This is a genomic window from Kitasatospora sp. NPDC048194, from assembly GCF_043202455.1.
Classification (GTDB): domain Bacteria; phylum Actinomycetota; class Actinomycetes; order Streptomycetales; family Streptomycetaceae; genus Kitasatospora.
This window is the reverse complement of sequence record NZ_JBIDAK010000037.1, coordinates 39,268-54,073: the sequence shown is the minus strand read 5'-3', so window position 1 is coordinate 54,073 and position 14,806 is coordinate 39,268. Positions and strand designations below refer to the sequence as shown.

Below are 14,806 nucleotides of genomic sequence, written 5' to 3'. Positions count from 1 at the left end.
ACCCCTGCCACGCGCCGAAGGGCGGGTGCCCGGAACCCGGGTACCCGCCCCTGTCGTCCCGTCCGGGACCGCTCGGTCAGTGCCAGAGCTTGGCGTTGGCGTCCTCGGTCTGCTTGTAGCTCTGCGCGGCGCTCTCCAGCGAGCTCGCGATCTTCGAGCAGGTCTCCTTCAGGTTGGAGGCGGCGCTGTCCCACTTGACCTGCTGGGCGTGGTAGCCCTCCTGGGCCTTGCCCTGCCAGCTCTGGGCGATGCGGGCGACGTCCTTCTTCAGGTCGCTCAGCATCGTGTCGATGCGGCCGGCCGAGGCCTTGACCTCCTCGGCGGCGTGGTGGACGGTCTGGAAGTTCACGAGGATGTGGTCGGACACGGTGTCTCCCTTGACGAGTGGGCCGGGCACCCCGCGCTCGACCGCGGGCGCCCCGGCGGGCGGAAGGTCGGAACTGGGCGGTGATCAGTGCGAACCGGGCGGTCAGCCCTGGTTGCCGAACAGCGCCTTCTGCTCCTCTTCGGTGCTCGCGTAGTGCTTCGTGGTCAGCTCGATGGCGTGCTGGATCTTGCCCAGCGACTCCTTGAGGTCGGCGATGTCCTTGTTGACCTGCGTCTGCAGCGTCGTGTAGGCGCTCGCCGCCTGGCCCTTCCAACCGCTGGTGATGTTGGTGACCGTGCTCTCGAGCTTCACCCGCTCGGCCTCGATCTTGCCGATCGCGTCCTCGATGCGCTTGGCGAAAGCCTGCATCTCCTGAGCAGTCATCGTGAACTGACCGTCAGCCATGCTCCACCGTCCCCCATGAGACAAACATTGCGTGTACGGAGCGCCACAGGAGCCCTCCGCCGCATCACCCGTGTGATGTCCAGCAGCACTGTAGTCGGCACACGCAACTCACCCAACCTCGAGCACCGAGTAGTTACCAGACCATGACACTGACGCCAAGTCCTTTGCCGGATCCGGCCGATCAGGCGTTCTGCGGCTGCGCGGCGCTCTTCGCCGTGAGCGGCGGGCCGGCCGGGACCAGGTTCGACCACTGCTGCGGCACCGGCAGCGGCTGGACGTTCGGGTAGCCCAACCGCGCCTGGTTGCCGCCCGGTTGGTCGTCCGGGTTCTGGGTCGGCTGCTGGTCCGGACCGGTGGCTCCCGGCTGCGGGGTCGGCGTCTTCGGGGCGCCGCCCTGGCCGCCGCCGGGCGGGGCGGTCGCGGCCCGGCCGCCGTCGCCGTTCGACGGGACGGCGTAGCGCAGGCCGGTCTCGGTGATCAGGAAGTCGGTGCCGGAGCCGCCGGCGGCGTTGTCCAGCGCCCGGTAGAACAGGCCGTGACCGGGCGTCACGTACGCGGCGCCCGCGCCGTTGTTGTACGGCGCCGGGTAGGCCGTGCCGGCCCAGACGCTGCGCTTGGGGGTGCGCCCGTCCTCGGCCAGGCCGTCGAAGGTGCTGCAGACCACCAGCCGGGCGTCCTGGCGGTCCTGCCAGTTGTTCACGGGCGCACCGGTCCTCAGCGGCCAGTCGTCCGCGGTGCCCGGCAGCCGGGTGTCGGTGTTGTACCTGGACTGCTCGGCCGGGGTCAGCTCGTCGCTGCGCGGCTTCTTGTCCTGGTCGTTCTTGTAGAGCACCTGGTAGGCCGGGTTCTGCCGGATCAGCTCCTCCTGGAAGGGGGTGATCAGGAAGAGCCGGTCCTTGCCGACCACGTAGTGGCGGTCCTGGTAGTGCACCAGCCGGCCGATCCGGCGGTCCGCCTGGTTTCCCAGCTCCACCGAGGAGTTGGGGCCCTGGGTGTCGGCCGCCCCCTTGACGTCCGGGAAGGTGATCGGGGTGCCGGGCACCAGGGTGTCCAGCCACTCCCGCTTGACCCGCTGCGGCACCGCGTTGGGGCCGAACACCGCGGTGATCAGCGCCTTGCGCTCCCTGTCGTCGGACTGCGGCGACCCGATCTCGTGCTTGCGGCCCTGGGCGTCGACCAGGAACGCCTTCGCGCCGCCCGCGGCCGGCTGCCCCGGCGCCGGAGCGGCGGAGACCTGCTGGTCGTCCGCCTGCTGCACCAGCATCAGCTGGTCCGGGCCGAGCACCCGGTCCTTGGCCGACAGCGCCGCCGCGTCCGCACCCGCCGCCACGAACACCGCCTGGTTGACGGTCTCCTGCTTGTCGTCCGAGCCGGGTCGGTCGCAGACCGCCCACTTCATGGGCTGGCTCGCGTTGTCCTTGCTCGGCAACTTGTCCGGCGCGTACGGGATGCCGATCGTCGGGCCGTGGTTCGGGTAGCGGTCGAGCACGCCGTCGTCCACCACCACGACCTTGGCCTCCGCGGGCAGCACCAGCCGCGCCGAGGACATGTTCAGCACCTGGTGCAGCCGCTTGGTCCTGCCGTCCGGGTCGGTCAGCACCACGTACCGGGTGGTGGACTGCTTGCCCTGGATGATGTTCTTGCCGTTGTCCCACTGCAGGGGCGCGGCCGGCTTGAACACCCCCCAGAGCCCGAAACCGCCCACCACCAACGCCCCGACCAGGACGCTCGGCAGCACCGCCTTCACCGGTCGCGGCGCGTCCTCGTCGCTTCCGCCGCCGGAGGGCAGCAGGAACGCCCCCACCGTGCGTTTGCGGGCGAAGGTGTACGCGTTCAGCTCGTCCCGGCGCGATGCCATCCTCGTCGTCCCCCTTGTCAGACGTAAGCCGTACGCGGTCGGCCCTGTCGGCACGACCTGCCCCGCGGTCCGCACCCGCCGGGCGGGATCCGGCCCGAACCCTCTACGATGCGGCAGCAGACGGTGAGTACGGTACGGGTACGGTCCGCGAACCAGCCAGCCGGGCCGCGACAACGGATCAGAGAGGGCCACCGGGGGATGCCAAGCCAGACCGCTCCAGGACGCCGCGGCACCGCAGGCGACGGGAGGTCGCGCCGGTCCGGCCGGGCCCGGCGCGGGCCGGCCGTCGAGGCCGCGGCCGGCCGTCCGCCGACGGCCGGCGGCCCCGTCCAGGTGCGCGTCAACCCTCGCCCGGGGCTGCTCGGCGGGCGGCTGAAGCTCCAACAGCTGGTGCTGGTCGAGGTCGCGGTCGCCCTGGTCGCGGTGGGCTGGACGATCAGCCGCCCGGTCGCGGCCGGCTTCGGCGCGGTCTCGCTGGCGCTGCTGGTGCTGGCGCTCGTCCCGCTGCGCGGCCGCACCATCCCCGAGCTGCTGCGCGTCCGCTCCGCGCTCAAGTCCCGCCGCCGGCAGGCGAAGGAGCTGCTGCCGCCGCCCGGCACCGACCCGGCCCTGGCCCCCGCGCTGGAACTCGAACCGGGGCTGCGCACCTGCACCCACGCCACCGAGGCGGAGTTCGGCGGCCGTCCGGTCCGCCGGGAGACCGGCATGGTCGGCGACGGCACCTTCCTCAGCTCGGTGCTGCTCGTACAGGCCAAGGACCAGCCGCTGCGCCCGGCGCGCACCGCACTGCCGCTGCCGCTGGACGTGATCTGCTCGGCGCTCACCGTGGACGACATCACCCTGGAGTCGGTGCAGCTGGTCCAGCACACCCAGCCCGCCCCGGCCCCGCACCTGCCCGAGCAGTCGCTGGCCGCCCGCGCCTACCGCGAGCTGCCGGACGGCACCTCCACCCCCGGACTGCGGCTGACCTGGATCGCCCTCAAACTCGACCCGGAGCGCGCGGCCACCGCCGTCCGGGCCCGCGGCGGCGGCGAGGAGGGCGCCCGCAAGGCACTCCAGCGTGTGACCGACCAGCTGGCCGGGCGGCTCAACAGCGCCGGGTTCAACGCGACCGTGCTGGACGAGCGGGAGCTGATCGCCGCCCTGGCCATCGCGACCTGCGCCAACCCGATCGCGGTCGCCGGGCGCCAGGGCACCGGCAGCGGCGGCGGCACCACCCGCCGCACCCAGGAGGGCAACCGCTTCTGGCGGATCGACGACCGCTGGCACACCACCTACTGGATCTCCCGCTGGCCGCAGCTGAGCCGCCCGGGCGGCGCCCCCGGCCGGATCGCCGCGCCGGACCTGGTCAACCTGATCACCGGCTCCCCGGCACTGGCCAGCACCTTCAGCCTGACCGCCGCGCACGGCACCGGCGGCTCGGTGACCGTCAGCGGACACCTGCGGGTGACCGGACGCAGCGAGAGCGAGGTCGGCCAGGTCGGCCGCCAGGTCGAGGCGCGGGCGCAGAGCTGCGGGCTCGGCCTGGTCCGGCTCGACCTCGAGCAGGCCCCCGGCATGCTCGCCACCCTGCCGCTGGGAGGAGCGTCCTGATGGCGTACCAGACCTACCCCGCCCCCGGTCCGACGCCCGGCGCGGAGCAGCGCCGGCCCCGGCCGCGGATCCTGCCCGGCTTCGGGCTGCGCGGGCCCCGCCGGGAGAAGCACGTGCTGGAGGCCGCCGACCTCGGGGCGCTGGCCTTCCCGGTCGGCGACGACGGCGTGGTCATCGGCGTCGACCCGCAGGGACTGCCCGCGGTGCTCGGGCTGTTCCGCCCCAGCGCCTACGACCTGGTGCTGGTCGGCGGCATGTGGACGGCGCAGATCATCGCGCTGCGCGCGGCCGCGGTCGGTGCCCGGGTCGTGGTGGAGACCGCGCGCGGGCAGCTCTGGGGGCCGCTCGCGCAGGCCGCCGGCGGCGGACAGCCCTGCGTGACGGTCCACCAGGTCGGCAGGCTCGGCCCGCAGGGCGCCTCGGTGGCCTCGCCGGTGCTGGTGGTGCGCGACCTCGGTGCCCGCCCGCCGCGCAGCCGGCTCTCCGCCGCGCCCTGGCAGACCACCCTGACCCTGCTGCCCTACCTCGGCCCGAACGCCGCCCGGGTGCTGAACTCCGCCGACCTGGTCGGCGTGCAGCGGGTCTCCCCGCAGGAGGCGGAGCTGACCGGCCGGGTGCTGTCCCTCCCGCCGGAGGTCGTGGCCGCCCTGCCGACCCTCGGCGACGACCTGACGCTCTGGGCCACCCGGATGCGGCGCCAGTACGTCCGGTCGGTGGCCGGACAGGCCGAACAGCAGGTGCTCGGCGGCCCGCGCCGGATGGACTGAGCCGGCCGTTGCGGGCCGGTCGACACCGGTCCGGAGCGAAGCCGCCTTCATCGGGGGCAGCCGTACGGCCTAGTCTTTGTTGCGGCAACGGCACCGCTGAACAAGCGGCGGCGAACACGAGGGAGCCCTAGTGAGCAGCGATCGGGACGGCGTCTACGTCGGCGACAACGCGGCGGAGGACGACGACGACTGGTCCGACGCGCCCGACTACACTCCCCCGTCCTGGTACGTGCAGTCGGACGCCCCGGCGGCTACCGGCGGTGGGCCGGCCGGCAGCCCCGCTCCGGGCGACCCGGCCGCCGCGCCCGTGCCCGCGCCCGCGCCCGGTGCCGAGGCGGCCGCCCAGGCCCAGGCTCCCGGCGCGGCCCAGGCTCCCGGCGCGGCTCCGGCTCCGGCTCCGGCTGCGGCTGCGGCTGCGGCTGCGCCCGTGACTCCGGCTGCGGCTGCGCCGCAGGGTCCGCCGCCGGTCCCGGGCCCGGCGCCCGAGCCGGCTCCTGCTGCCGCGCCCGGTGTGCCCGCGCCGTCCGTCCAGGCCGAGGCGCAGCACGTGCCCTTCCCGGCGACGGCCCCGGCCGCGGCGCCCGAGCAGCAGGCCCCCGCCGCGGCCTGGCCTGCGGCGGAGGCGGTGGCCCAGCCGGGCCCGCCGCAGCCGTACCCGGCGCAGCCGTCCGCCGCCGGTCAGCCGGGGCAGCCCCTCGCTCCGCAGGATCCGGCGCAGCCGCCCGTCCAGCAGCAGGCGCAGCAGCAGCCCCCGGCGGCACCGCAGGCACCGCAGGCGCCTCAGGGCCCGCAGGCACCGCAGGGTGCGCAGGGCCCGCAGGCGGCGTGGGACCCCCAGGCGGCGTGGGCCGCCGGACAGCTGCCCGCCGCCGGGCAGCCGCAGGCTCAGCCGCAGCCCGGCCTTCAGGCTCAGCCCGGCCCGCCGCAGCCGGTCCAGCCGCAGGCCGCGCCGGTGGACCCGCGCCAGCTCGGCTGGCCGCAGCCCGGCGCCTACCAGCAGCCGGCCGCCGGCCAGCCCCAGCCCGGCCAGCCCGGCCAGCTGCAGCAGCCGGTCCCCGGGCAGCCCTGGCCGCCGCAGGGCGCCGCCGCTCCGCAGCCCGCCGCGTTCCAGCAGGCGGCCGCCCCGCAGCAGACCGCGCACGGCGCCCCGCTCGGCTACACCGCCGCCGTCGAGCTGTCCTCGGACCGGCTGCTGCGCAGCCAGCCCAAGCAGCAGCGCCAGCAGCCGCGGTTCCAGTTCGGCGGCAAGGCCGCGGCGGCCGAGAAGGCCCGCAAGCTGGAGATCATCCGCACTCCGGTGCTGAGCTGCTACCGGATCGCCGTGATCAGCCTCAAGGGCGGCGTCGGCAAGACCACGACCACCACCGCGCTCGGCGCGACCCTGGCCAGCGAGCGCCAGGACAAGGTGATCGCGATCGACGCCAACCCGGACGCCGGCACGCTCGGCCGCCGGGTCAAGCGCCAGACCGGCGCGACCATCCGCGACCTGGTGACGGCCATCCCGCACCTGCGCAGCTACATGGACATCCGTCAGTTCACCTCGCAGGACCTGAACTCGGGCCTGGAGATCCTGGCGAACGACGTCGACCCGGCCGTCTCGACCACCTTCAACGACTCGGACTACCGGCAGGTCATCGACGTGCTGGGGCGCCAGTACCCGATCATCCTGACCGACTCGGGCACCGGCCTGCTGTACAGCGCGATGCGCGGGGTCCTGGACCTCGCCGACCAGCTGATCATCGTCTCCACCCCGAGCGTGGACGGTGCCTCCAGCGCCTCGACCACGCTCGACTGGCTCTCCGCGCACGGCTACGCGGACCTGGTGCAGCGCAGCATCACGGTGGTCTCCGGGGTCCGCGAGACCAGCAAGATGATCAAGGTCGAGGACATCGTCGCCCACTTCCAGACCCGCTGCCGCGGCGTCGTCGTGGTGCCCTTCGACGAGAGCCTGGCAGCCGGTGCCGAGGTCAACCTCGACATGATGCGGCCCAAGGTCCGCGAGGCGTACTTCGACCTGGCCACCCTGGTCGGCGAGGACATCATCCGGGCCCAGCAGGCGGCCGCCCAGCAGGCCGGCTGGCAGCAGCAGGCCCAGCAGCCGCACCCGTACCAGCCGCAGGCCCCCCAGCCCGCGCCCGGCGCGCCGTGGGCGCCGCAGCCCGGCCAGGCGCCGCCGCCGCCCCCGCCCGGGTACGGCTACCCGCCCCAGCCGGGCGCCCCGGGCCCGTGGCCGCCGCAGCAGGGCGCCCCGCAGCCCGGCCCCGGCTACGGCTACCCGTCCGCCCAGGGCCAGCCGCCGGCGCCCGCGCCGGACGGCTACCAGCCCCCGCCGGCCGGCTACGGCTACCCGCCGCAGGCACCCCCACAGCAGTGAACGGGCGCAGGGCCCGCCGACACGGAGTCGGCGGGCTCTGCGGCGTCCTCGGGGTCAGGCCCCGTCGGTCAGCTCACGCGCGCGCTTGACGTCGTCGGCCATCCGGTCCAGCAGCGCCTCGACGGAGTCGAACTTCTCCATGCCGCGCAGGTAGGCGAGGAAGTCCACCGCCACGTGCAGCCCGTACAGGTCCAGGCCGACCCGGTCGATGGCGTACGCCTCGACGGTGCGGGCGGTGCCGTCGAAGGTGGGGTTGGTGCCGACCGAGATCGCCGCCGGCATCCTCTCGCCCTCGGCCGTCAGCCAGCCCGCGTACACCCCGTCGGCCGGGATCGCGCTGTGCGGGACGGTCTCCACGTTGGCGGTCGGGTAGCCCAGTTCGCGGCCGCGCTGGGCGCCGCGCACCACCACGCCCTCGACCCGGTGCGGGCGGCCCAGCACCTCGTTCGCCCCGGCCATGTCCCCGGTCTCGACCAGGCGGCGGGTGAGGCTGGAGGAGAACGGCTCGCCGTCCCCGGCGGTGCCGCACACCTGGAGGTCGACCACCTCGACCTCGAAGTCGTCCGCCCGGCCCAGCTCGGTGAGCAGCGCGACGTCGCCGGCGGCCCGGTGGCCGAAGCGGAAGTTGGGGCCCTCGATGACGAGCCTGGCGTGCAGCGCCTCCACCAGGACCTGCCGGACGAAGGTCTCGGGGGACTCCTGGGAGAAGGCGGTGGTGAACGGCAGGACCAGGACGGCGTCCACGCCGAGTTCCGCGATCAGCTCCGCCCGGCGCGGGTGCGGCGCCAGCAGGGGCGGGTGGCTGCCCGGGCGGATCACCTCGCGCGGGTGCGGGTCGAAGGTCACCACGACGGCGGGGACGCCGAGTTCGCGGGCCCGCTCGACGGCCCGTCCGATGATCAGCTGATGTCCACGGTGCACCCCGTCGAACGAGCCGATGGTGACGACGCTGCGTCCCCAGTCACCGGGGATCTCCTCCAGGCCACGCCAGCGCTGCACCCGACCGCTCCTTGTTCCGTACGGTGCGTACCCTCGGTACGCTCAAACGCTCAATACCCGAACCCCTATAGCGTGCCATGCGCCTGCCCCGGCTCAGGCACCGGAATGGGGGTTGACGGCGCCGGGGGCCGCGGCGCCCGCACGGGCACCGTCCGCTCGGCCTCGGCGGCGGCGTACTGCGGATCGCGCCCGGCCGCCACGAGGGCCCGCATCCGGGCCAGTCGGGGGCCGTCCGGGGCGGTCGGCGCGGCGTCCCGCGGCCACTGGGCGATCAACTGGGCGAAGGCCGCCGAACGCCCGGCGCAGCGCACCAGCAGTTCGTCCGCGTCCGCCAGGCCCGGGGTCGCCCGGGCGAGCACGGCGCGGGCCCGGGCCGGGTTCTCGGCCGCGCAGTGCTCGGCGAGGCCCGCCACCGCCGCGGTGAGCACCTCCGGGTCGGTCTCGGCGGCGAGCAGGGCATCCAGCAGTTCGCAGCGCAGCGCGTCCGCCGCCGGATCGGCCACCGGGACGGACAGCACCTCGGCGAACGGCCGGCGGGCCGAGGCCGTACGGGCGGCCAGCGCGGCGCCGAGCAGCACCCGCAGCTCCAGCCGGACCGCCGGGCCGTCGACGGCGGCCCGCGCCAGCTTCCGGCCGACGTAGTCGACGGCGACCGGCCCGGAGAGTTCCGGCTGCCGGCGCAGCAGCCGGGCGGCCAGTTCGGCGCCGTGCCGGGCGGCCGCCGCGCCCCGGGCGTCGGCGAGCACCCGCAGGGTCTCGGCGGTGGCCGCACCGGGGGCCGCCAGCCGGTCGGCGAACGCCGCCAGCACGGGCTCCGGGTCGCTCTCCAGGGCCGGGGCGAGCGCCCACGGGGTGAGGAAGGCGTCGTCGCCGGCCCGGTAGCGGGCCAGCGCGGCGTCCAGGTGCTCGGCCCTGGACGCGCCGTCCCCGACCAGCAGGGCCAGCGCGGCGCCGTGCAGGCCCGGCTCGTCCTCGCGGGCGAGCAGGGTCAGCGCGGCGAACCGCAGCAGCTCGGCCCCGGCGCCGGCCGCGTACGGCGCCGTCCGCAGCGCGTGCACGGCGGCCGCGACGTGCCGTTCGGGCCGCCGGTCGTGGCTCCAGCGGTCCACCGCACGGCACAGCGCGGACGGCTCCTCGGCGGCGAGCACGGTCAGCAGGGCGTCCGCCCTCGGGTGCGCGGCGTCGGCCAGCGCGTCGGCCAACTCGTCCAGGGCGAGCCACCGGTGGACGTACAGCAGGTCGTGGGCGAGGTCGGCGACGCTCCCGCCGGAGCGGCCCGGCAGGGGGCGCGGGTCGTCGAACCAGGCGCAGAGCAGCGGGAAGACCGCCACCGGGTCGGCACGCAGCCGTTCGGCCACCGCGCCGAGGAAGCGCTGCGCCGGGCCGTCGGCGACCACCAACCGGCGCAGCAGGGCGAGTTCGGTTTCGACGGGCAGGCCGAGGCCGGTCCAGAACGCCGGACCGAAGCGGGCCGTCGTGCCCAGCGCCTCCCCGCCCCCCGCCGCGGCCCGCTCCGCGATCCGGCCGGCCAACTGCTCCAGCAGCGCCCGGTGTTCGGCCGGGTCGGGGCTGGCGGCCAGCCCGGCGACGAGCAACCGGGCCGCCCACCAGGCCGGTTCACTGCCCGGCGGGCGCAGGTCCAGGGCGCGCCAGATCCGGTGCAGCCACGGGTCGAGAGCGGGGGCGCCCCAGGTCTCGGCCACCCGGCGCAGCGCGGCGGCGACCGGACCGATCCGGTGCCGGGGCACGGAGTTCGTCCCGGTGCCGGGCGGGGCCGGGGTGTCCTCGGCCTCGCCGAGCAGCAGCCGCAGGGCCGCGTCCAGGTCCAGGTGCTGGCCCTGCAGCCAGTCGGCGAACTCGCCGTGGGCGAAGCGGTACCCGGGCCCGGCGGGGACGAACAGGCCCTCGGCGAGCACCGCCGTGGCCCACCCGCCCTCGGCCGGGAACAGCTCCTCGAAGGTCCTCCGGCGCAGGCCGCCCGGCTCCCCGCCGAGCATCCGCCGGGCCGCCTCGTGCACCCGCCCGGCCACCGCCGCGGCGAGGCGCCGCACCCGTCCGTGATCCGGCCCGGCGGGCCGGGCGGCGCCCCTGCGGTGGGCGCCCGGGCGGCGCGGGCGGCCGTCCCCGGCGAGCCGCTGGGCCACCCGCAGGCAGCGCAGGTCCAGGTGGGCGCCGAACAGCTCGCTGCGGCGCACCGGTTGGTCGTGCACGCCCTGGGCCCACAGCTCCCCGGCCAGCCGGACGGCCAGCGGGTGCCGGGCGTCCTCGGCGGCGGGCGGGCGGCCCGGCGGCAGCCCGTAGCGGCGGCGCACCCGCTCGGCCGCCTCGGCGGGCAACGGGCCCAGCCGGTGCCCGGCCAGGCTCGGCGCGCCGGGGCCGGCGCCGTCCAACCGGACGGTGGGGGCGCTGGCCAGGTCCCCGGCCGGGCCGGGCTCCGCCAGGTACCGCAGGCCGTCCGCGCCGCTGCCCCAGGGCTCGGCCGCGAGCCGCTCCCAGACCTCCTCGCCGCAGGCGGTCAGCAGCCGCGCGCCGCAGCCGGTGAGCCACTGCCCGGCGCCGCGCAGCCAGCGCGGCCCCAGGTCGGCCGGGGCCTCCTCGGGACCGTCCAGCACCACCAGCAGCGGCCGCCCGGCGGCCGCGCAGAGCGCCGCCACCGGCTCGGGCGCGGGCGCCGGGATCCCGAGTTCGGCCGCCGCGGCGGCCAGGGCCCGTTCCACCGGCTCGGCCAGCGAGCGGTCGTCGGCGCGCAGGTCGGCGCCGCGCAGCCAGAGGGTGGGCAGCGGCCGGGCACCGCCGGAGCGGCGGACGGCCAGTGCGGCGAGTTCGGTGGAGCGCCCGCTGCCGGGGGCGCCGACCAGCGCGGTGACGGTCGCCGTCAGCTCATCGCCGCTCAGGCCGTCCGGGCGGTCCACCCGGTCGGCGGCGAGTCCGGCCACCCGGTCCGGACCGGCCCCGGCGGCGGCCAGTTGCGCGGCGGTCAGCCGCAGCACCCCGGCCAGGTTGAGCGCCCGACCGTACGCGGGCACGGCCGCCGCGTTGCGCGCCAGCACCTCCGCCAGCGCCTCGGCGACCACCCTGCCGCCGCCGGCCGGAACGGCCGGCAGCGCCCCGCCGTACTGCGGGCCGCGCAGGCAGGGCGCGGTCACCGCGACCACGGCGCCGCTGCGGGCGTCCAGCACCGGCGAGCCGGGCGGCACCGCGGCCCCGCCGACCACCGGCACGTCCAGCAGCAGCACCCCGGCCAGGGGGTGCCCGCCGTACACCGCGCCGGTGACTCCCAGCAGCCCGCAGCGCAGCACGGCGATCCGTTCGTCCTGCCCGGTGAGCGCGGGCAGCAGCACCTCGTGCCCGGCCCCCACGGCCGCGACCGGCAGCGGCGGCACCGGGAGGCCGCCGACGCCGTCGGTCCGCAGCAGGGCGAGCCCGTGCTCGGGCAGCAGCACCACGGAGTCCGGGCCGAGCACCCGGGTCTGTCCGCCCGGGGTGTGCAGCACCACCCGGCCCAGGCCCGCCACGCTCTCGTGCGCGGTCAGCACGCCGCCGTGCGGGTCGGCGACGAACCCTAAGCCGTGCAGCCGCCCGTTGAGGTCCCGGATCCGCAGCAGGTGCCGCCCCGGATCGCCCTCCAGAAACCCCGGCATGTGTGCCCCTTCGACCGTCGCTCGCCCGCCGCCGGGAGCCTGCCCGCCGGGGCGGCGGCCCGACCGCTCACGCGCCGCTCACCACGGTCGTTCACCTCTCGCGCTCCCCCGCGCGAGTGAGCCGCCTCTTCGAGTGATTGACCCGCAACGGTGAAACCCCCCGCCAGGAGCCTCCGCACTCCTGACAGGGGGTTTCACCGGTCGTGACGCCGATTGCGGCGGCGGCTCAGCCGACGAACACCGCCACGGGCTTCGCCTGCCCGCCCCTCTCCTCGACCAGGGCCAGGAAGCGCCCGTCCGGCCCGAACACCGCGATCGGTCCGTCCACGCCCAGCCCCGGCGCCTTCAGCCGCGCGCCGTGCGAGAGCTTCTGCGCCGACGCCTCGTCCAGGTCCCAGCGCGGGAAGGCGGCCGCCGCGGCCTGCGCGATCGGCAGCACCTCCAGGCCCGTGGCGGACTCGCCGGTGACGGCGGCCTCCAACTGCTCGAGGGTGCGCGCCGACTCGACGCCGTACGGCCCGACCTTGGTGCGCCGCAGCGCGGTCAGGTGCCCGCCGACGCCCAGCCCGGCACCGAGGTCACGGGCCAGGGCCCGGATGTAGGTGCCGGAGGAGCACTCCACGGTCACTTCCAGGTCGACCACCGGCGTGCCGTCCTCGGCGACCGCGGCGCGCTGCCCGTGCACGGTGAAGGAGTGGATCGTGGTCGGCCGGGCCGCCAGTTCGAAGTCCTCACCCTCGCGCACCCGGGCGTACGACCGCTTGCCGTCGATCTTGATCGCGCTGACCTTCGACGGCACCTGCATGATCTCGCCGGTCAGCGCCGCGATCCCGGCGTCGATCGCCTCGCGGGTGACGCCGTCGGCCGGGGTCGAGGAGGTGACCTCGCCCTCCCGGTCGTCGGTGACGGTGGTCTGGCCGAGCCGGATGGTCGCCTCGTAGGTCTTGGCGGTCAGCATCAGGTGGCCGAGCAGCCGGGTGGCCCGCTCGACGCCGATCACCAGGACGCCGGTGGCCATCGGGTCGAGCGTGCCGGCGTGCCCGACCTTCCGCGTCCCCGCCAGCCACCGCATCTTGGCGACCACGCCGTGCGAAGTGATGCCCTCGGGCTTGTCGACGATCACCAGGCCGTCCGGGCCGGTGCCTTTGCGCTTCATCGAGTTCTTTCTCTGAAAACTTCGGAAAACCCCAGCAGGGGTCAACGTACCGGTCGCAGCGCGGCCCGGAACCGCTCGACCACCGCGGCCACGTCCTCCCGGGCGCTGAACCCGGCCGCGAAGACGTGCCCCCCGCCGCCCAGCTCGGCACAGGCGGCGGCGACGTCGACCGCCCCCTTGGAGCGCGAGGAGCCGCGCAGCGTGCCGTCCGGGTCCTGCTTGAGGACCAGCGCCACCTCGGCCTCGGCCGGCCTGCGCAGGATGTCGATCAGCCCCTCGATCTCCTCCACCGTGACGCTGAACAGCGCCAGGTCCTGGTACGGCACCCAGGTCCACACCAGGCCCAGCCCCTGGGCCGCGTCCGGCTCGTAGACGGCCCGGTCGAGCGCGGCCGCGAGCACCTTGAGGTAGCCGAAGGAGGAGGTGTCCCACAGCTGCCGGGAGATCAGGTCGTGCCGGATGCCGGTGGCGAGCAGCCGGGCGGCGAGCTCGTGGGTCGCGGGCGTGGTGGCCCGGTACTTGAACGAGCCGGTGTCGGTGGCGACCCCGGTGTACAGGCAGGTGGCCAGGTCCTGGTCGAGCTCGACGCCCAGCCGCCGCAGCAGCTCGTCGACCAGCACGGCGGTGGCCGGCGCGGTCGGGTCGATCAGCTGGTGGGTGCCGAAGCCCGGGTTGGAGGCGTGGTGGTCGAACACCACCAGGACGGGCGCGGCGAAGGCCTTGTCGTGCAGCAGGCCCAGCCGGCTCTGCGCGGCCACGTCGAAGCAGAGCACCAGCTCGGGCTCGTCCGGCACCTCGGCGGCCGGCACGATCAGCTCCTGGCCGGGCAGGAAGGCCAGCGACTCGGGCACGATCTGCGGGTCGTCGCCGAAGGAGACCCGCACCTGCTTGCCGAGCCCGCGCAGCGCCAGCGCCGCCGCCAGCGAGGAGCCCAGCGCGTCGCCGTCCGGGCAGATGTGGCAGATCAGGTCGATCGAGCGGGCCCGCCCGATCTCCGCCACCACCTGCTGCCAGAGCAGCTCGAAACCGCTCTCCTCGGCGCGCGGCCCCGGGAGCGCCGCGAGGGCACCCTCCACCGTGCTGGTGGAGGACGCCCCCGTGGTCGATCCGGCTCGCGAGGCGGCCTGAGCCGGCTCACCCGCCATGCCTACTCGTCCTCGTCGTCACGCTCGGACGCCGGCACCCGGTACGGGTCCGCCTCTCCGGCGTAGGTCGCCCCCGCGGCCTGGGTGCGCACCGCGGCGTCGGAGGTGCGGGCCCGGTCGAGCAGGTCGTCGATGTTCCGGGCGTTCTCCGGCAGCGCGTCCGCGACGAAGGTCAGCGACGGCGTGAAGCGCACCCCGGTCTGCTTGCCGACCTCGGAGCGGAGCACGCCCTTGGCGCTCTCCAGCGCGGCCGCGGTGGCCTGGCGCTCGGTCTCGTCACCGAAGACGGTGTAGAAGACGGTGGCCTCGCGCAGGTCGCCCGTCACCCGGGTGTCGGTGATGGTCACGAACCCCAGCCGCGGGTCCTTGATCCGCCGTTCCAGGGTCTGGGCGACGACCACCTGGATGCGGTCGGCGAGCTTGCGCGCCCTTGCGGTGTCGGTCACGTTGCCTCCTCGTGCAGTGGGCCCGGTACCCGGGCGAGCTGCCACCCGTCGGGGC

The 14,806-nt window shown here is 75.8% G+C and carries 11 protein-coding genes; 3 read left to right on the top strand and 8 right to left on the bottom strand.

The features are described from left to right. Positions 1-76: 76 nt before the first annotated feature. The 3 genes from ACGF07_RS30825 to ACGF07_RS30815 all read right to left on the bottom strand — a co-directional run bounded on the left by ACGF07_RS30825 (position 77) and on the right by ACGF07_RS30815 (position 2,630). Positions 77-367 (bottom strand): WXG100 family type VII secretion target, encoded by a 291-nt coding sequence (locus tag ACGF07_RS30825; RefSeq protein WP_350747808.1) that lies wholly within the window; start codon positions 365-367, stop codon positions 77-79. A 102-nt stretch (positions 368-469) separates the two neighbouring features. After that, positions 470-772: a WXG100 family type VII secretion target gene (locus tag ACGF07_RS30820; protein WP_350747805.1), complete on the bottom strand. Its 303-nt coding sequence runs from the start codon at positions 770-772 to the stop codon at positions 470-472. Between the two features lie 181 nt (positions 773-953). Then, on the bottom strand, positions 954-2,630 hold the full coding sequence (locus ACGF07_RS30815; RefSeq protein WP_350747802.1) for a type VII secretion protein EccB: 1,677 nt from the start codon (positions 2,628-2,630) through the stop codon (positions 954-956). A gap of 333 nt (positions 2,631-2,963) precedes the next feature. On the opposite strand from ACGF07_RS30815, the gene eccE reads away from it, so the two are divergent. The 3 genes from eccE (at position 2,964) to ACGF07_RS30800 (ending at position 7,364) form a co-directional block, all read left to right on the top strand. Then, complete coding sequence (gene eccE, locus ACGF07_RS30810; RefSeq protein ID WP_392904071.1) at positions 2,964-4,223, top strand: type VII secretion protein EccE; 1,260 nt, start codon at positions 2,964-2,966, stop codon at positions 4,221-4,223. Next, entirely contained in the window at positions 4,223-4,990 is a 768-nt protein-coding gene (locus ACGF07_RS30805; RefSeq protein ID WP_392904069.1) for a hypothetical protein, read from the top strand. The genes eccE and ACGF07_RS30805 overlap by 1 nt, the downstream gene beginning before the upstream one ends. 130 nt (positions 4,991-5,120) lie before the next feature. Then, positions 5,121-7,364, top strand: a complete 2,244-nt coding sequence (locus ACGF07_RS30800; protein ID WP_392904067.1) for a MinD/ParA family protein — start codon at positions 5,121-5,123, stop codon at positions 7,362-7,364. 54 nt (positions 7,365-7,418) lie between these two features. On the opposite strand, the gene ACGF07_RS30795 is transcribed toward ACGF07_RS30800, so the two are convergent. The 5 genes from ACGF07_RS30795 to rbfA all read right to left on the bottom strand — a co-directional run bounded on the left by ACGF07_RS30795 (position 7,419) and on the right by rbfA (position 14,751). Then, complete coding sequence (locus ACGF07_RS30795) at positions 7,419-8,363, bottom strand: bifunctional riboflavin kinase/FAD synthetase (protein ID WP_350748427.1); 945 nt, start codon at positions 8,361-8,363, stop codon at positions 7,419-7,421. 65 nt (positions 8,364-8,428) lie between these two features. Further along, on the bottom strand, positions 8,429-12,004 hold the full coding sequence (locus ACGF07_RS30790; protein WP_392904065.1) for a serine protease: 3,576 nt from the start codon (positions 12,002-12,004) through the stop codon (positions 8,429-8,431). A 226-nt stretch (positions 12,005-12,230) separates the two neighbouring features. Then, positions 12,231-13,160 carry a tRNA pseudouridine(55) synthase TruB gene (gene truB / locus ACGF07_RS30785; RefSeq protein ID WP_392904062.1) on the bottom strand — a complete coding sequence of 310 codons (930 nt, stop codon included), beginning with the start codon at positions 13,158-13,160 and terminating at the stop codon, positions 12,231-12,233. A gap of 41 nt (positions 13,161-13,201) precedes the next feature. Beyond that, positions 13,202-14,305 carry a bifunctional oligoribonuclease/PAP phosphatase NrnA gene (locus tag ACGF07_RS30780; RefSeq protein ID WP_350748435.1) on the bottom strand — a complete coding sequence of 368 codons (1,104 nt, stop codon included), beginning with the start codon at positions 14,303-14,305 and terminating at the stop codon, positions 13,202-13,204. A 2-nt stretch (positions 14,306-14,307) separates the two neighbouring features. Continuing rightward, positions 14,308-14,751 carry a 30S ribosome-binding factor RbfA gene (gene rbfA / locus ACGF07_RS30775; protein ID WP_350748438.1) on the bottom strand — a complete coding sequence of 148 codons (444 nt, stop codon included), beginning with the start codon at positions 14,749-14,751 and terminating at the stop codon, positions 14,308-14,310. Positions 14,752-14,806 lie beyond the last annotated feature (55 nt).